The sequence below is a fragment of the Sporosarcina gallistercoris genome, from assembly GCF_014836415.1.
Lineage (GTDB): Bacteria > Bacillota > Bacilli > Bacillales_A > Planococcaceae > Sporosarcina > Sporosarcina gallistercoris.
Genome location: NZ_JACSQY010000005.1, coordinates 55,617 through 73,181, shown reverse-complemented (window position 1 = coordinate 73,181; position 17,565 = coordinate 55,617). Strand labels below are relative to the sequence as shown.

The 17,565-nt window shown below is 43.2% G+C and carries 18 protein-coding genes; 14 read left to right on the top strand and 4 right to left on the bottom strand.

Going from position 1 to position 17,565, the window contains the following annotated elements:
* Window positions 1–44 precede the first annotated feature (44 nt).
* Both H9659_RS08355 and H9659_RS08350 read left to right on the top strand, forming a co-directional pair.
* On the top strand, window positions 45–1,784 hold the full coding sequence (locus tag H9659_RS08355; protein WP_191689491.1) for a methyl-accepting chemotaxis protein: 1,740 nt from the start codon (window positions 45–47) through the stop codon (window positions 1,782–1,784).
* A 123-nt stretch (window positions 1,785–1,907) separates the two neighbouring features.
* Window positions 1,908–2,879 carry a proline dehydrogenase family protein gene (locus H9659_RS08350; RefSeq protein WP_191689490.1) on the top strand — a complete coding sequence of 324 codons (972 nt, stop codon included), beginning with the start codon at window positions 1,908–1,910 and terminating at the stop codon, window positions 2,877–2,879.
* Window positions 2,880–2,974: 95 nt separating this feature from the next.
* Here the strand turns inward: H9659_RS08350 and H9659_RS08345 are convergent, their stop codons facing one another.
* On the bottom strand, window positions 2,975–3,994 hold the full coding sequence (locus H9659_RS08345; protein WP_191689489.1) for a DUF1646 family protein: 1,020 nt from the start codon (window positions 3,992–3,994) through the stop codon (window positions 2,975–2,977).
* 123 nt (window positions 3,995–4,117) lie between these two features.
* On the bottom strand, window positions 4,118–5,611 hold the full coding sequence (locus tag H9659_RS08340; protein ID WP_191689488.1) for a peptide MFS transporter: 1,494 nt from the start codon (window positions 5,609–5,611) through the stop codon (window positions 4,118–4,120).
* A gap of 302 nt (window positions 5,612–5,913) precedes the next feature.
* Here H9659_RS08340 and H9659_RS08335 point away from each other — a divergent pair, with 302 nt between their 5' ends.
* Window positions 5,914–7,812: an ABC-F family ATP-binding cassette domain-containing protein gene (locus H9659_RS08335; RefSeq protein ID WP_191689487.1), complete on the top strand. Its 1,899-nt coding sequence runs from the start codon at window positions 5,914–5,916 to the stop codon at window positions 7,810–7,812.
* Window positions 7,813–7,827: 15 nt separating this feature from the next.
* Window positions 7,828–8,955: a virulence factor gene (locus H9659_RS08330; RefSeq protein WP_191689629.1), complete on the top strand. Its 1,128-nt coding sequence runs from the start codon at window positions 7,828–7,830 to the stop codon at window positions 8,953–8,955.
* 138 nt (window positions 8,956–9,093) lie between these two features.
* Here the strand turns inward: H9659_RS08330 and H9659_RS08325 are convergent, their stop codons facing one another.
* Window positions 9,094–9,747, bottom strand: a complete 654-nt coding sequence (locus tag H9659_RS08325; RefSeq protein WP_191689486.1) for a hypothetical protein — start codon at window positions 9,745–9,747, stop codon at window positions 9,094–9,096.
* A 160-nt stretch (window positions 9,748–9,907) separates the two neighbouring features.
* On the opposite strand from H9659_RS08325, the gene H9659_RS08320 reads away from it, so the two are divergent.
* From H9659_RS08320 to H9659_RS08300, 5 genes are all read left to right on the top strand, one after another.
* Window positions 9,908–10,345 (top strand): BrxA/BrxB family bacilliredoxin, encoded by a 438-nt coding sequence (locus tag H9659_RS08320; protein WP_191689485.1) that lies wholly within the window; start codon window positions 9,908–9,910, stop codon window positions 10,343–10,345.
* The gene (locus H9659_RS08315; protein WP_191689484.1) at window positions 10,342–11,124 is read left to right on the top strand and encodes a class I SAM-dependent methyltransferase; all 783 of its coding nucleotides are present in this window, start codon (window positions 10,342–10,344) and stop codon (window positions 11,122–11,124) included. Before H9659_RS08320 ends, H9659_RS08315 begins: the two co-directional genes overlap by 4 nt.
* Before the next feature lie 262 nt (window positions 11,125–11,386).
* Window positions 11,387–11,983 carry a YpjP family protein gene (locus H9659_RS08310; protein ID WP_191689483.1) on the top strand — a complete coding sequence of 199 codons (597 nt, stop codon included), beginning with the start codon at window positions 11,387–11,389 and terminating at the stop codon, window positions 11,981–11,983.
* A 97-nt stretch (window positions 11,984–12,080) separates the two neighbouring features.
* Window positions 12,081–13,037: a thymidylate synthase gene (locus H9659_RS08305; RefSeq protein ID WP_191689482.1), complete on the top strand. Its 957-nt coding sequence runs from the start codon at window positions 12,081–12,083 to the stop codon at window positions 13,035–13,037.
* A gap of 16 nt (window positions 13,038–13,053) precedes the next feature.
* Window positions 13,054–13,542: a dihydrofolate reductase gene (locus tag H9659_RS08300; protein WP_191689481.1), complete on the top strand. Its 489-nt coding sequence runs from the start codon at window positions 13,054–13,056 to the stop codon at window positions 13,540–13,542.
* 32 nt (window positions 13,543–13,574) lie between these two features.
* On the opposite strand, the gene trhA is transcribed toward H9659_RS08300, so the two are convergent.
* Window positions 13,575–14,210: a PAQR family membrane homeostasis protein TrhA gene (gene trhA, locus H9659_RS08295; RefSeq protein ID WP_191689480.1), complete on the bottom strand. Its 636-nt coding sequence runs from the start codon at window positions 14,208–14,210 to the stop codon at window positions 13,575–13,577.
* Window positions 14,211–14,283: 73 nt separating this feature from the next.
* On the opposite strand from trhA, the gene H9659_RS08290 reads away from it, so the two are divergent.
* The 5 genes from H9659_RS08290 to msrB all read left to right on the top strand — a co-directional run bounded on the left by H9659_RS08290 (window position 14,284) and on the right by msrB (window position 17,556).
* Window positions 14,284–15,123 carry a DegV family protein gene (locus H9659_RS08290; RefSeq protein WP_191689479.1) on the top strand — a complete coding sequence of 280 codons (840 nt, stop codon included), beginning with the start codon at window positions 14,284–14,286 and terminating at the stop codon, window positions 15,121–15,123.
* A 62-nt stretch (window positions 15,124–15,185) separates the two neighbouring features.
* On the top strand, window positions 15,186–16,004 hold the full coding sequence (locus H9659_RS08285) for an SGNH/GDSL hydrolase family protein (protein WP_191689478.1): 819 nt from the start codon (window positions 15,186–15,188) through the stop codon (window positions 16,002–16,004).
* 11 nt (window positions 16,005–16,015) lie between these two features.
* The gene (locus H9659_RS08280) at window positions 16,016–16,594 is read left to right on the top strand and encodes a YpmS family protein (RefSeq protein WP_191689477.1); all 579 of its coding nucleotides are present in this window, start codon (window positions 16,016–16,018) and stop codon (window positions 16,592–16,594) included.
* Between the two features lie 15 nt (window positions 16,595–16,609).
* Complete coding sequence (gene msrA, locus H9659_RS08275; protein WP_191689476.1) at window positions 16,610–17,131, top strand: peptide-methionine (S)-S-oxide reductase MsrA; 522 nt, start codon at window positions 16,610–16,612, stop codon at window positions 17,129–17,131.
* A gap of 2 nt (window positions 17,132–17,133) precedes the next feature.
* Window positions 17,134–17,556, top strand: a complete 423-nt coding sequence (gene msrB, locus H9659_RS08270; protein WP_191689475.1) for a peptide-methionine (R)-S-oxide reductase MsrB — start codon at window positions 17,134–17,136, stop codon at window positions 17,554–17,556.
* The last annotated feature ends 9 nt before the right edge of the window (window positions 17,557–17,565 follow it).

The window sequence follows — 17,565 nt, the reverse complement described above, 5'->3', positions numbered from 1 at the left end:
GTAAAGTCCTTATTAATCGAAATTGGAAAGAGGTATTATGTATCATGAAAATGAGAAGGTCATTGACGTTTCAGCTAGGCAGTTTAATAATAGGAATTCTTGTAGTCATGCTTGCGATTACATCGGTCGCAACGTACAAAACGGCGTATGACAAACTCTTCGAAGCAGCCGGGATTGAAGCATATGGTTGTGCTAACATTACTACTGGTCTTATTTTACCTGAAGATATGGACAAAGCACTGGAAGGTGATGCTTCCACACAAGAAAAGGTTGGTGAACAACTTAACTGGACAACTGCTCATAAGGATATCTTTGAAACACAATATATTGTTGAATTAGATGGGACGTTAGTAGCGGTCGATGATAACTTGAAAGCTAAAGGGTTCAAGCCGGGAGATAAATTCGAAGTGGACGATGAAGCGATTGCTATGCTAGCGGATATGAAACACCCTACATACTCCAAAGCGTATAATTTTGCTGGCATGAAACGTTTGTCAGGGTACGCTCCGATTTTTAAAGATCAGGATCCTACCAAAGAAGTGATCGCAGTAAGTGTTATAGACTTCGATGCCGGAATTGTCACTTCCCGTACTTGGGGAGTGGTACGCAACGGGATTCTAATTAGCATCGTTCCATTAATGCTCGCTGCGCTATTGACGATTTACTTGCTCCGTAAAAAAACGAAGCCGATTTCTGAGCTGATAGAGCATTCCAAGCAGTTGGCATCTGGTAATCTAGCGATCGATGATGTACAAGTTTCAAGTAAGGACGAAGTTGGGGATTTAGGGATGACTTTAAACACACTCGCTTCGAATTTGCGGGAAATGATCGGGACCGTCAAAACGACTTCTTCCAAATTGACACGAAGTACGACACAAACAGTGGACTCTTTAAAGGAAATGGAAGGAGCCGCCCATATGGTTTCGGAAAATATTAACGAAGCGGCGAGTTCAGTGGTAGATGGCAATGTAAGTGTGGACCAAGTATCTCAACTCATTCAGGAACTAGCACAAGATCTTCACCGAGCGGATGAGCGAGCGAAAAAAGCGACATCGATTTCATCGAACACTATGGTGTTGTCGGAAGAAGGCAGGGAACGGGCTGTCTCACTAAGTGAGGACATGAAAAAGATTTCCGTTTCATCTGCGATCACTAAATCTGCGATACAAGGGCTCATAGATTCTGCGAAAAAGATCCAGACAATCACTGAATCGATTTCTGATATTGCAGACCAGACCAACTTACTTGCATTGAACGCGTCCATTGAGGCGGCGAGAGCAGGGGAGCACGGCAAAGGGTTTGCTGTCGTTGCCGATGAAGTGCGACGTCTTGCAGAACAATCTAACCAAGATGTCCAGGAAGTGGACCAGCTTATCAAAGATATTTCAACGAGCATTGCAGATGTGGTGAGTTCAACTGAAGAAAGCGGCGGATTAATCGAAACCGGTTCGGAAACAGTCCGTCAAACTGCTCAGACGTTGAGTGGTATTTCGACAGCCGTAGAAAGTACAGTTGCTGAAGTATCGGCCATCTCTGAAAGTTTGATGCGTGAAGCGCAGAAGTCAGAAGAGGCGGAACGCTATATACGAAAGCTGGCAGACGCACTTCGTTCTTTGGAAGAAATGACGTCCAATATTTCCGCATCTGGTGAAGAAACGTCCGCAACGATTAGCGATGTTGCAGAACAATCGAACGAAATGATACGACTTGCAGAGGAATTGGATACAAGTGTTCAATTGTTCCATTTGTCTATAGAAGAAGCGGATTCATCTTCTGATCGATGAACAACGAAATAGGGTCTTGACTGAAGAAGAACCGATCATTTTTACGTGTCTGATCATGTTGTATTCACGCGATATATGATATAATGAAGTAGTGAAAAATTTTAGTTCTGAGGAGTTATCGACATGCTAAAAGATTTATTTATGGGCCTTTCCCAAAACCAGACTTTAAACAGCGCAGCAAAAAAATACGGTCTGAAACTGGGTGCTCAAAACGTAGTGGCAGGAACAAATATTCCTGAGACAATTGAAAGTATCAAGGAACTGAATGCGCACGGTATCTCTTGTACTGTCGACAATCTTGGTGAGTTCGTTTACAATCGCGAAGAAGCAACTGCGGCAAAAAAACAAATTTTAAGTGTGATTGAAGCGATTCATGAAAACAATGTCGATGCTACGATTTCACTGAAGCCTTCTCAGCTTGGCCTTGATATTGACCAAGACTTCTGTGAAGGGAATTTACGTGAGATTGTAAGTAAAGCGAACGAATACGATATTTTCGTCAACTTTGATATGGAAGACTATGACCGGTTAAAGCCATCATTCGACTTGCTCGATGATTTGGCGAAAACGTACAAAAACGTCGGAACAGTGATCCAAGCATACTTTTTCGAAGCAGAAGACTATATGAAACAACACAAAGACTTCCGTTTACGTATTGTTAAAGGGGCTTATAAAGAGTCTCCAGCTGTTGCCCATCAGGACAAAGCGGATATCGATGAAAATTTTGTGAAGTTAATTGAATGGCATTTGCTGAACGGAAAGTTCACGTCAATTGCAACACATGATCACCACGTCATTAACCATGTGAAGCAATTCGTTAAAGAAAATGATATTTCTTATGATAAGTTCGAATTCCAAATGCTCTACGGATTCCGTAAAGACATGCAATTGGAGCTTGCGAAAGAAGGCTACAACTTCACGACTTACGTTCCATTTGGAGAAGATTGGTATGGCTATTTCATGCGCCGTCTTGCGGAGCGTCCACAAAACATGAACTTGATCGTTAAACAAGTGTTCAACAAAAAGACGAATACGCTAATCGGTCTCGCTGCGGGTGCATTCGCACTAGGTCGCGTGACGAAGCGAAATAAATAAAGTATCCAAAAAGGCTGTTCAGAGCGTCGGTGAAAACTGATTTCTGTGCAGCCCTTTTTTTATGGATACAGTTGGGTGATTCGTCGGCACCCAGTCTATTCTTGCCAGTAAACGACCATAAAGAAGTAAATAATCATCGCGAGTAATCCGAAAGGGAAGCCGAAGCGTGCCCATTCCTTACTAGTGACGGATAGTTTGCCTGCAGCGATGATGTTCGGGATATTGCCTGGAATCAGCATCCCACCGCTTATCAGTAAGCCCATTAGAATAGCGCGGATCGTCGTTTCGTCCATAGACGAACTGAGTTCGATTGAGGCCAGTGTAGCGTTATCCAGGACAGCGGATATCATATTGGCCCAATAGAGGAATGCCGGGCTTTTCCCTTCCAATATTGGACTCAATAACGGTTCGAATCCTGCTCCTAATAGTGTGAGTGCCATGACAAATATGTATACTTTAACGCTTCTGATACTAATAGCGCGCAACGATTCTTTCTCTAATTTCTTATTCACTCTTCTTTTCAGCGCAGACGGCTGTATAACGATTCCTGCAATGAAACCGAGTGATACGATGGCAATGAGGACATCGCTTCCCAACAAAGAAAACAAGTAAAAGAAGGATTCGTCCAGACGACTGGTCGCGATTGTCGACAAAGGCTCTCCAAGCGGTGTCAAAACTGCACCTAAACCGATTGAATAGCAAGAGATAATCACCAAACGGATTTGAGTCCGTCTGTCATAATGGAGCAAACTGATGATGGAAACCAGTAAAATAGCAGCAATGATCGCTGTTATGAAACTCGACACTAACCCGATAGTGATGACCATAAGCGCAACAAAAATCCGAGAAGGGACGTGACGCTCTGCAAAACCGATTGACTTACTGAAAGGCTGCTGGAATACACGGAATAGCAAACCCGCAATCAGTACCGCGCACGTGATAGCTATAGGATCCGTAATGACGGTGAAAAATAATGTGCGGCTCCAAATCCCCGCGGTCATTACAGCGCAAATCCCTAATGTGAAAAGATAGAGTTCAAGTTGTCTCTCTGCAAAAGAAAATACGAACGGGCCTAACAGAACAGCTACAAGCAACAGAAGCAACAAAACAGTCATTTCCCATCCCTCACTTAATAGTACTGAATAGAGTTCTATTAAAGTATGCAGAACCATTCGGTTAAATCACAGCACACAAAAAACGGTCTCCAAGAAGGAAACCGTTTTTTGTGTGCTGTTTTTTTAATGAACACCCTTCATATATCGTGAAATGATAGGGGAAATGAAGAACACAATAATTGAAAGCACGATTGCTACTCCTCCGATAATCCCGAAATAGAGCATTTCAGTGTCAGCGGAATATAGTTTAACAAGCTGTGCATTCAATGCCTGCGCTGCCGCATTCGACAAGAACCAAAGGCTCATCGTCTGTGCGGTAAACGCAGCTGGCGCAAGTTTGGTTGTTGCGGACAAGCCGACTGGAGAAATACACAGTTCCCCGAGTACGAGCGTGAAGATACTTAACGCCAACCAAATTGGACTTACCAATGCATCCGTACCGCTCAAAACACCTGGAAGCAAGATGACGATAAAAGAAATACCGGCAAACAGCAATCCGAGTGAGAACTTGTGCGGGATAGATGGTTGACGATCACCGAGCTTCACCCATAGCCATGCAAATACTGGCGCAAAAATGATGATGAATAATGGATTCAATGACTGGAACCATGCAGGAGAAATGTGAATTCCTAAGAAATCCAAATTCGTTCTTTTGTCTGCATACAACGCTAAAATCGTAGAACCTTGCTCTGCAATCGACCAGAACATAACAGCTGCTAAAAACAGTGGAATGTAAGCTAGTACACGAGATTTTTCGTCACGTGTTGTTTTAGGACTGCGGTACATGACGATGAAATACGCAGCTGGAATGGCAAAACCAAGAATACCAACTAAAGCTGTGAAAGAATTCAAAGTCAAATATCCAGTCGGAATTGCAATTGCGACGAGAATTGCTAATATAATAACTGCAATTCCGACAATTTTGATCGTTTTCTTTTTCTCAGCAGGCGATAGTGGGTTTGCAACATACGTTCCTGCGAGACCTAAATTCTTTTTCTTTGTAACGACAAACATAACCAAACCGAGGAACATACCAACAGCGGCAACTCCAAATCCTAAATGGAAGTTGTATTCTGTACCAAGTGTTCCAGCAGTAAGTGGTGCAATGAAGCTACCGAGGTTGATCCCCATATAGAAGATACTGAATCCGGCATCTTGTCGATTGTCACCAACAGGATAAATATCTCCAACCATGCTTGATACGTTCGGCTTCAGTAAACCTGTACCGATGACGATCAACGCCATTGAGAAGAAGAGCATTCCAAGATTCCCAGGAAGTGAAAGAACAATATGCCCGAGCATTATGAAAATTCCGCCCACAAAGACAGCACGCGCTGTACCGAGCACTCGGTCCGCTAACCAGCCGCCGATGACACCTGACATATAAACGAGTGAACCATATAAGGAAACAATCGCAAGTGCGGTGCCTTGATCGATACCGAGACCGCCTTTAGATACCTCGTAGTACATATAGAAGACGAGAATTGCCCGCATCCCATAGTAGGAAAAGCGCTCCCAAAATTCAGTGAAGAATAACGAGAACAGACCTTTAGGGTGACCGAAGAAGCCTTTTTGCGGTACGCTTTCAACGATTTCTTGTTTTGACAGCTGTGACATGATAAATCCTCCTTTTATCTATGAAGAATATAGTACCACTTCTAGTGGTAGTCTGAAAATAATATATTCTAAAATAAAATAAGTCTTATAATGCTGATTTCCTTGACTTTTATGTTTATTTGAATAGGTTGAATTGGTTCGCGTAATTATTTTCAGATAACATGCGATCGAATCTGTTCTCCACCACTTACTATTCCCCTTACTGGATAATTCGTAACCCTTGCATGGTGAGGCTTTCCCTACAAATAAGGAGGAAGATAAGGTATTATGAAAACAGTAGGTTAAAGAATGGAAGTGTTGTCATGAGTCAAATGATTATTGAAAATCTCACAAAAACGGTTGGCGAGAAAACTTTGTTTCACTCAATCGAGTTCACCATAACTTCAGGGGAAAAAACTGGACTACTTGGCATAAACGGAACAGGAAAGTCGACGTTACTGTCAATCGTAGCTGGAACAGAAGACGCAGATACGATTTCCAAAGACCATCCGAATAATTATCGAATCGCATATCTGCCGCAGGATCCTAATGTAGATCCAACCTTGACCGTGATGGAAGCTGTATTTCAAAGCGATGCGGCCATTATCCAGTTGAATTTGAATTATGAGCATGCATTACAAGCGCTCACTGAAAATCCTGACTCAGAAGAAAACCAAGCGCGTTTTGCTACCTATCAAACACAGATGGACGAGCAAAATGCATGGGATATTAATACACAAGCAAGAACGATTCTATCGAAACTCGGAATAGAAACATACGACAAGAAAATGGACGAACTCTCCGGCGGACAACGAAAACGAGTAATGCTTGCCAAAACCCTCATTGAACCAGCGGATCTCTTGCTGCTAGATGAACCAACTAACCATCTGGATGTCGCCTCGATTACATGGCTGCAAGACTTCATCAGAAATTTGTCGGGTTCAGTATTATTCGTCACTCACGATCGGTATTTCCTGGATGCAGTTTCAACTTCAATTTTCGAACTCGCCGATAAGACACTGTATGCCCATAAAGGCAACTATGGGGATTATATCGAGGCGAAAGCGCTTAGAGAGGAAATGACTGCCGCAACTGAGGATAAGCTGAAAAACCGCTACCGCTCCGAACTGAAATGGATCCGACGTGGTGCTAAGGCGCGATCCACCAAACAAAAAGCACGGATTGGTCGATTTGAAGAACTGGAACAGCAAGTGAAGAGCGGATCTGCAAAAGAAGAGATGGACGCTGGGCTGAAAACTTCACGTTTAGGTAAAAAAGTACTCGAAGCGAAAGACATTTCCAAATCATTTAACGGCAAAACCATCATCCGTCAGTTTTCTGCGCTTCTGCAATCAGGTGATCGTATTGCCATTGTCGGTCCAAACGGTGCTGGAAAAACTACGTTAGTCAATATGTTTGACGGAATATTGGAGCCTGACGAAGGAATCATCGAAAGAGGGACGACAGTTAAAATCGCTTATTTCAAACAGCATCTACCGGAAATGAAAGAAAACAAGCGTATTATCGAATACATCCGGGAAACTTCCAATGATATCGAAGATGGGGAAGGCAACCGGATTTCTGCTTCGCAAATGCTGGAACGCTTCTTATTTCCTGCATCTGCTCACGGGACACCTATCGGCAAACTTTCAGGAGGCGAGCGCAAGCGCTTATACTTACTGAAATTGCTTATGGAACAACCGAATGTCCTGCTGCTGGATGAGCCGACAAATGACTTGGACTTGGAAACGTTATCCGTTCTTGAGACGTTCATAGATACTTTCCCAGGAGTCGTTTTGACGATTTCCCACGACAGGTTCTTCTTGGACCGGACGTCGACAAAACTTTGGGTGTTGGACGGGAAGGGGAATATCGATACCGTGTTCATGTCTTATACGGATTATTTAGAGAGCGCCCGATTCAAAGAAACCCACAAACCGGTCTCTGAACCGGTTGCGACGGAAGAGAAACCTGCTGAAAAGGTAAAAGAATCATCTGGTAAAAAGAAACTTACTTATAAAGAAAAACGTGAATGGGAAACCATTGAAAAAGAAATCGAAGAAACCGAACAAGCTATCAGTACGACGGAAATGGAAATGAGTACGTGTGGCGCGGATTATGATAAGCTGAATGATCTGACGAAGAAACTGGCTGCATTGAATGAAAGATATGAATACTTAATTGAGAGATGGACGGTATTGGAAGAATTGACGGAAAATTAAAGGAGGTACCAAGTGATGAATATTATCTCGATCGAACCGACACCAAGCCCGAATTCAATGAAGATTGTGCTTGATACGGAGCTTCCGATGTTGGAATCCCATAATTATAAAAAAGAAGATGCGGCATCTGCACCTGAACCTGTTGCTCAGCTGTTACAAATAAAGGGAATCAAAGGGATTTATCACGTCATGAATTTCATGGCGATCGAACGTGCAGGTAACGTCCAATGGGAAACGATCCTATCGGAGGTTCGACAGGTTTTCATCGAAGGGATTTCCGAGCAGACTGAAGTTGAGTCCGTTGCGGCTGAACATTTCGGTGAAGTCTATGTACATGTTCAAACCTATAAGGAGATCCCACTTCAAGTCAAAGTATTCGATAGCGATAGTGAACAGCGGTTTGCGTTAAGTGAACGGTTCATAACAGCTATGGAGAATGTACATAGCGCTGAAGTCGAAAATTATATCCTGCTACGCAAATGGGCGGACTATGGCATCCGGTATGGCAATAAGGAAGAAATCGGGGAGACTATTGTAAAAGAAGTTGAAGCTGCTTATCCTGAAGAACGTTTGGCTGCAATTGTCAACAACTCCCTCCGAGGGACTGCGGAAGGTAGCCTTGAACGCAAAAAGGTTTCGTTAGCTGACTTCGAAACGAAAGAGTGGGAGACGCGCTTCCGATTACTCGACCAGATGGCGGATCCAACAATAGAAGATTTACCATTACTCAATCGTGCATTATCGGATGAAAAGATGTCGATCAGACGGCTTGCTGCTGTTTACTTAGGGATGATTGAATCGGTTGAGGTTGTACCCTATATCGAGAAAGCATTACACGATAAAAGCTGGGCTGTACGCCGGACTGCTGGAGATTGTATGAGCGATTTGGGTTTCCCTGAATTTGAACCTGCGGCGAGGGAATTGTTGAAGGACAAAAACAAACTTGTACGCTGGCGTGCAGCAATGTTTTTGTATGAAACAGGAACAGAAGAATCGTTGCCTGCACTTCATCAAGCAGCTGAAGATCCCGAGTTTGAAGTGAAATTGCAAATCCAGATGGCAATTGAACGTATTGAAGGTGGGGAAGATGCGAAAGGTTCCATTTGGAAGCAGATGACGGAATTGCGAAGCACTAAAAAGTGAAAGATTACAGATGAAGTGGGAAGACTTGTAGTACCCCATCCTGTGAAATAAATAGGATTTGCGGCTCTAAGTGCCGAACAACCAACGGTTACCTAAAAAGATAGTGCCTGCTGAATCTCCATCAGCAGGCACTATCTTTTATAATTCGGATGGGATTTCCGGAAATGTGACAATGAGCTTGCCTTCGTTTGAGACGATTTCCGCAATCGTTGTTTCGAAAAGGTAAGGACTGTCCGCATCATCCTGCTTCTGTACGTTTTCATACTCGTTTTTAACAGCAAGTATCGGGAAAGTGACGGGAACGGATCGTCCGCGAACCATAGTTTTAATAGTCCCCATTAGCAGGAGTTCCTTATGAGACGCTCCGAAACATAAGTTACCGACTGTCCGCCGGTTTTTTCCAGTTTGGATCTTTATCCCTTGCAGTAGTGAAATGAAACAGAGCAGCAAATCACTGATTGCACCGATTTCCAACTTATCGAATCCGTTCTCTGTGAAATAGTGGTTGAGGCCATTTCGAATTTCCTTGAACGTATAAAGGAGTTCGATTTTTTCCTTTGGACCGCCTGAACCGAGACGGCTAATGACATCATGCGCACGATCGAAATAAGCATTGACAGAGTCAGCGTTTGAATCCCGAGACGTTACGAGTTCCTTTAACGCAAACAACACTTCAAATTGAGGATTGTTGCCTGCTATGGTTAAAAATCCGAGCACATCTTTTTCATCAAAATTCCTTTGAGTGAAGCGGTTGTAATAATAAGCGTTAAGTTGTTGATGTTTAATATCCATGAAAATTCTCCTTGCGTGTAAAGTCTGTATGTAGTGTATCACAGCTTGATGCGTTTCTGGTTTCAGATGCCGTTCGTTTTCATTCGTGTGGTTTCCATGTAGAATAGATTGTACGGTGGATTGACTAAAACACCACAGATTTTGAAGGAGGTTATTTACTATGAACGCTTATGAAGAATACATGCAAGGCATTGTTCAACCAATGCGTCAAGAGTTGGTTGCTAGCGGATTTACAGAACTGCTTACAGTAGAAGATGTGACGTCTGCGATGGAGGAACATAAAGGAACCGCTTTAGTTGTCATCAATTCGGTTTGCGGATGTGCAGCCGGACTTGCCAGACCTGCCGTACGTGAAGCTTTGAGCCAAGCGGAACAGCAACCCGACCATTTATTCACTGTATTTGCCGGACAGGAAAAGGAAGCAACTGCCCAAATGAGGAATTATTTTCCGGAGGTACCTCCAAGTTCACCATCCATCGCAATTGTAAAAAATGGTGAGCTGGCCTACTTCATACCTCGTGAGCAGATCGAAGGATTTGAAATGGAGCAAGTAAGAGACCATTTGACAGGTGCCCTTAACCAAGTCACTGCATTGTGAACAGTGTAGTGATTTCGACAGCGGGACGACCGGATGAGTTATCCCAAGCCCGTGCATCTGCTGTGCAACAAGCACTCGGCTATGAAGTGATACCGCGCAACAAACGTTCAGTGGCAGCTCTTATGGCGACTTATGAGAGTGATGTCCTGATAGCAGGCAAGGAGCGTTACGAATTATATAGACGGTCCATGTGTGAACCTTTCTTCTTTCATCCTGATACAGCTGCATTTCGGTTGAAGCGGTTGATGAAAGGGGAAACGGATCCACTCGTCGAAGCGGGTCAGCTTACTCCAGGAAACTCTTTTTTAGATTGTACGCTAGGTTTAGCGACAGATAGTATAGTGGCATCATTTGCGGTTGGAGTTTCAGGTGAAGTTAAGGGGATTGAAGCGGATCGGGATGTCGCGTTCATTACCGCGGCAGGATTAGCGCAATTCGAACCTAAGTTCCAAGAACTGCAAGATTCCATGCGAAGAATTTCTGTCATCCAGGACTCAGCAATGACAGTCTTGTCCAGATTACCGGATCAGTCATGGGATGTAGTCTATTTGGATCCTATGTTCTCACAAACGATCTCTGAGTCAACTAGCTTTGCACCACTGAAGCAAGCGGGAGTGCAAGGGAGTCTGACGGAGGAATGGGTGTCCGAGGCGATCCGTGTTGCTGGAAAACGAGTCGTGGTGAAAGCGCATTTTAGTGATGCGGTGTTTGAACGGTTTGGTTTTACACGAATTAATAGGCCGAATACGAAGTTCCATTTCGGATATATAGAAAAATGAAACGCCAATCGGTCTCGAAAGAAACCGGTTGGCGTTTTGTGGATCAATGCGTGAAATTGAGTGAGCTTAAGTATAGGACGAATACTAGCATGCCGATTCCGGCGATTAATTGAAAATCCATCTGAGTAACCTCCTTAAAAAAACATACACGTACTCTAAAGTTTATTGTACAATGAAATTAGAAAAGAGGGAACCTTTTCGGTTATTTTTCGTACTGTTCAGAAAGCGGTTGTTTTAAAATATATACTTGTAGGTGATAGTTATGAAAAAATGGCTACAGCAACTGATGATCATTTCAGTCGCATTTGTGACATTTGGTGTCATTTCTCCTTCTCACGAAATCTGGTCGACCCTCCATGAGAAGGAAGATGTAAAAGAAACTGAACATCCTCAGCATTCCTCGAAGTATGCTGTTCATTTCGATGATCCGTATTTTAACAGACCTGTATCTTCTGAAGACTACCTTACTGAAGAGGACCTTGTTATTGGTGCACATACACTTGCCTTCACAAAGTTCGGTTCAAAGATCGGTCCGGTTATTGAAAATGAATTCGACGAAGTGATTTTCCCTCAAATCGAGCAGGTGATTCGTGAAAAAATTGGAGAACACGTGCAGATGAATCGTAAGTTAGCCATTTCAGAACACCCATCTGGCGGCACCGCGGAAAAAATCTTTAATATAAAAGATGTGGAAGCTGATAAAAATTTGCTTCTTTTCCATGTGAGAACTGAGAAACGTCCTCAAGATGGATACTTCTTTAACTTCCATTATCATCTGCCTGAAGACGATTACCAGACACACCACACGTTAGGAGATGTCTACTGGTCAAAAAACACACCACCGAAGTGGCTGTCCTGACAGCTGGTTTGGTGGTTTTTTGTTGACTTCTTGGAATTTGTAATAGGTAACCTTCACTTGGTATAGTAAGACTAGAGAGTAACAGGAGGGCTGTACCATGAAACAATATTTAGATCTTTGCCAGCACGTATTGGACACAGGAATTCAAAAAGGGGATCGTACAGGAACTGGCACTTTGAGTGTGTTCGGTTATCAGATGCGTTACGATCTCCAGAAAGGATTCCCTTTAATGACTACAAAAAAGACCGCGTTCCGCCTGATCGTATCAGAGCTTTTATGGTTTTTAAAAGGGGATACAAACGTCCGTACATTGGTGGAAGAAAAAAACCCGATATGGGATGAATGGGCGTTTGAAAAATGGGTCAAGAGTGAAGAGTATACTGGACCCGATATGACGGACTTCGGCAGACGTGCCCCGGTGGACGAACAATTCCGTGCGCAGTATGAAGTTGAAATGGAATCTTTCAAAAAACGGATCCTAGAAGAACCGGCATTTGCTGAAACTTACGGAGACCTTGGCCCCGTTTACGGAAAACAATGGCGTAGCTGGGGGACGGGACCAGTGGAAGCAGGTCAAAAGCCGGTTGATCAAATCGCTCAGTTGATCGAAGGGTTGAAAAACAATCCTGATTCGAGGAGACATATCGTGTCGGCATGGAATCCTTCCGAAATCGAAGACATGGCTCTCCCACCATGCCACGCGCTGTTCCAATTTTATGTAGCTGATGGTAAACTGTCATGCCAGCTGTATCAGCGAAGTGCGGATATTTTCATTGGTGTACCTTTCAATATTGCATCTTATGCATTGCTGATTCATTTAATCGCTCTTGAAACGGGACTGATTCCAGGGGAATTCATCCATACATTAGGAGATGCTCATATCTATTCGAATCACGTGAATCAAGTGAAAGAGCAATTGAGCAGGGAACCTAGGGAATTACCGACAATTAGTGTCAATGTGGAAGGCAAGTCCATATTCGATTTGACAACATCTGACATCGTCCTGACGAATTACAATCCACATCCTAAAATCAAGGCACCGATAGCTGTTTAACTAAAGGAGGGGCACTATGATTTCATTATTAGCAGCACATGATGAGAACCGTGTCATTGGAGCAGACAACAAAATGCCGTGGCATATCCCTGAAGAATTGAAATATTTCAAAGAAAAAACGATGGGAAAAGGAATCATTATGGGCAGAAAAACGTTCGAATCGATCGGTAGACCTTTGCCCGGACGACTCAACATTATACTTACACGTGACAAGGAGTATCAAGCTGAAGGAGTCGTAATTGTCCATTCGTTAGAAGAAGCGATCGCACGTGCAGAAAGCTATGCAGATGAAGTGATGGTCATTGGTGGCGCACAAATCTTTGAGATGGCAATGCCTTACGCTGATCGGCTCTACACGACAATTATCCGTCGTACATATAAGGGAGATACGTTTTTCCCACCGTACAACATCGGGTGGAAACTCATCTCCGAATCGAAAGATCATCGCACAGAAGATGGCCTTTCGTATGCCTATCATATTTATGAACGCGAAACAGCCGCATGAAAAAGGCAGCCGTCTATGGCTGCCTTCCTTAGCTATACAAAGAACAAAACACTGAAATACATGGAAGCGCTGCCCGCTAAAACGAACAGATGCCAAATCGCATGGTTGTATGGAAGACTGCGCCATGCATACACTAAAGCACCAAGCGTATACAACATACCACCCACCACGAGCAACACAATACCAGTTCCCGTGAGTGTCTCGTATAATGGTTTAATCGCAATAATGATCAACCATCCCATCAGGATATACAGGACGAGGGAAACTTTCTCAAACCGGTGGATGAAGAACACTTTAAACAGCGTTCCAAAAATAGCTAATCCCCATACGATTCCGAAAAGCGTCCAGCCGAAACCTCCGCCGATTGCAAGCAAGACTAATGGGGTATAGGTACCTGCAATTAAAAAGTAGATGGCTGAGTGATCAAATATTGAAAAGAGTTTCTTGAACCTTTCCGGTAAACTGTGGAGTAACGTACTCATCGTGTACAACAAAATCATGGAAACCCCAAAAATAATATAGCTGATGAGTGCAAGTGTATTCTCTTGCTGAACCCCTTTTATAATAAGGAAAACGAGAGCTGGAATGCTAAAGAGTACTCCAATACCATGTGTGATGGCATTCCATCGTTCCTCTTTCCGGGTTTTATAATCGAACGCGCTTTCCATTGGCGAAAAGCCTCCTTTTCGTACATTATACTAAAATAGAATCACAGTTTCCACTGACAGAGGAGAGAATGTAATGAGCAAAATCAAAGTCGTAACAGACTCAACAGCAGACCTTACAAAAGAAGAAATCAGTGAATATGGAATCCAGGTTGTACCACTAACAATCCATATTGACGGAGATGTCTATCAGGACCAGATCGATATCCAACCTTTAGAATTTCTCGACAAGATGGCAGCGTCTGAAGACTTGCCAAAAAGTTCCCAACCTTCAGCTGGCGCATTTACCGAGTTGTACAACGAACTTGGTGAAGATGGCAGTGAAGTGATTTCCATCCACATGACAGGTGGAATGAGTGGAACTGTGAAATCGGCGGAAGCAGCAGCTGCAATGACAGATACTTCTGTGACGGTTATCGATTCACGTTTCATTTCACATGCCCTTTCTTTTCAAGTGATTGAAGCTGCTAAACTAGCTCAACAAGGTAAAAAGATGGCTGAAATTGTCCAGCATTTGAACGACATACGGGCAAAGACCATGCTTTACGTTGTTGTCGATAAGTTGGATAATCTTGTGAAAGGCGGACGAATTGGAAAAGGTAAGGCGATGATAGGATCATTGCTTAACATTAAGCCGATTGCTTCCCTTCAAGACGGTGTCTATACGCCTGTCGGAAAAGCGAGAAGCCATAAGCAAGTTGCAGCTCAACTTTTTGAAGCGTTTAAAGAAGATACAGCTGGGAAAATAGTGAAAGGTGTAGGGATTTCCCACGCACATGGTTTAGCGATGGCAGAACCATTGAAGCGTCTAATCGAAGAGAGCGGGTTCGCGGATATCCGCTTTTCATTCACCTCACCTATTGTCAGTACGCATACGGGTGCAGGCGCGATCGGTTTTATGTACTACACCGAATGAGGTTCTCACTCTTATGGTGATTTAGAGATTTGATACTTTAAAGGAAATGAGGAAATTTTATAATGAGAAGAAGAGCATGGATACTTTTACTTGCCTTCTCATTGGTATTGACAGGATGTGATCAGGTGTTCAGAAATAATGCCGAACCTTTTGCCGAAAGACGAGACATCGAGTTTTCGAATTGGGAAATCCCGACTAACTTTTTGCCGAAGTCTTTACATGTTGTGGGATTGGGAGATTCATTGACACAAGGTGTGGGAGATGAAGAGAAGAAGGGCGGTTATTTTGAACGGGTAGCTTCAGACCTGACTGAATGGGAAGGGATTTCTTACGTAGAGACGGAGAACTTGGCAAAACGTGGTCGTCGAAGTGATCAGCTTGCCAAACAACTTGAAGAGACTGATATTCAATCATCTATTAAAGATGCGGATGTGATCTTTATCACCATTGGCGGAAATGACATTATGAAAGTCTTAAAAGCCAATTTGTTCAAGTTGAAAACAAAACCTTTTTATAAGGAGCTGGAAGGATATGAAAAGCGTTTAGATGAGATTTTCGGAACGATTCGCGCACTCAATCCAGATGCACCGATAGTGATGTCGGGTTTATACAATCCAATTCTGCTCATTACAGATGAAGTGAAAGAATTTGAGGAAATCATTGATGATTGGAATGCGGTTATTGAATCGAGAATTGAGTTGGACGGAAACAGCTATTTCATACCAGTGGCCGATTTATTTGAAGAGAATACGAATATTGTGTATCATACGGACTTTTTTCATCCGAATGCACAAGGATACACCTTGATGGAAAAACGGTATATGGAATACTTGGAGGCATATGGTTTACAGGAATTGCTCCAAGGGGAAATGGACAGGTAGGAGATGATCGCTTGAACCGATGGAAAATAGCGTTTTTCACATTATCAGGATTGATAGCAGCAGGCTTTGCAGGCGTCCTCTTTTTAATAGGTTCTACAGGAACTTCAGAGCCTCTACCTTCAACAGAAGTGGTTGAAGATGGGGATGTCAATATTCTTACAGTCCGGACGACTAAAAAAGATTTTGAAGGGATCGCGAATACATATATTCGTGAAGCTATGAAAGGCGAGAAACTTCCTGTTCAAATGAAGGTGAAGGATGACGTGATTCTTTACTCTGAGCTCACTGTCTTTTCGTTTACACTCCCTGTGATTATGCACTTTGATCCAATTGTCCGTGAAGATGGAAACTTGATATTAAAACAATCTTCCATGGAACTCGGCCAATTAAACATCCCACCCGCAACTGTTTTAAAGGTTTTAAGGGATTCGGTGAAATTACCTTCCTGGATGATCGTACGTCCGAAAGAGGAAGAACTCTTCATCGACCTATCGAAAGTTCCCGTATCCAAAGATGTATCGGTCCGTGCGAAATCGTTCAACCTAGAACAGGATGAAATCTTACTTGAAGTTTCCATCCTCAAAAAATAAGGAGTGATATCCGTCATGAAGCAATATGCAACGTTTGCAGGTGGTTGTTTTTGGTGTATGGTGAAGCCTTTTGACAAGTATGATGGTGTGCACTCTGTGGTCTCTGGCTATACGGGGGGAGATATACCAAACCCATCTTATGAACTCGTCTGTTCTGAAACCACCGGACACCGTGAAGCGGTTCAAATTGAATTTGACGATGAAGTCATTTCATATCGGGAATTATTGAATATCTTTTGGCGTCAGATCGATCCCACCGATAGTGGTGGACAATTTTTCGATCGGGGAGAGTCTTACCGGACCGCCATCTTTTATCATTCAGCTGAACAGCAGAGCGAAGCTGAAAAATCTAAACTGGAACTTGAACAGTCAGGGAAATTCACAAAGTCCATTGCAACCGAAATCTTACCGGCTAAACCGTTTTATTTGGCAGAAGAAGGCCATCAGGATTATTATAAGAAAAATCCAGGTCATTACAAACGTTACTCAGTCGGGTCTGGCAGAGAACGTTTTAAATCAGAGAATTGGAGTGAGTGATCATGAAAGAAGATTTGAAAAGTCGATTGACCGAAATGCAATATCATGTCACACAAGAACAAGGTACTGAACCTCCATTCCGAAATGAGTTCGATAGTCATTTTGAAGAAGGCATCTATGTGGACATTGTATCAGGAGAGCCGCTTTTCAGTTCAAAAGATAAGTATGATGCTGGATGCGGATGGCCGAGTTTTACAAAACCTATTGAAAAAGCTGAAGTGACAGAGCACTTCGACACAACTCATGGAATGCGCAGAACAGAAGTACGCAGTAAAACAGCAGATTCCCACTTAGGACATGTCTTCCCAGATGGTCCTGGCGAAGCAGGAACTCGTTACTGCATTAACTCAGCTGCACTTCGATTTGTACCTATTGAGAAATTCGAAGAAGAAGGCCTGGGCGACTACAAAGCTCAATTCCAATAAGAAAGGGGG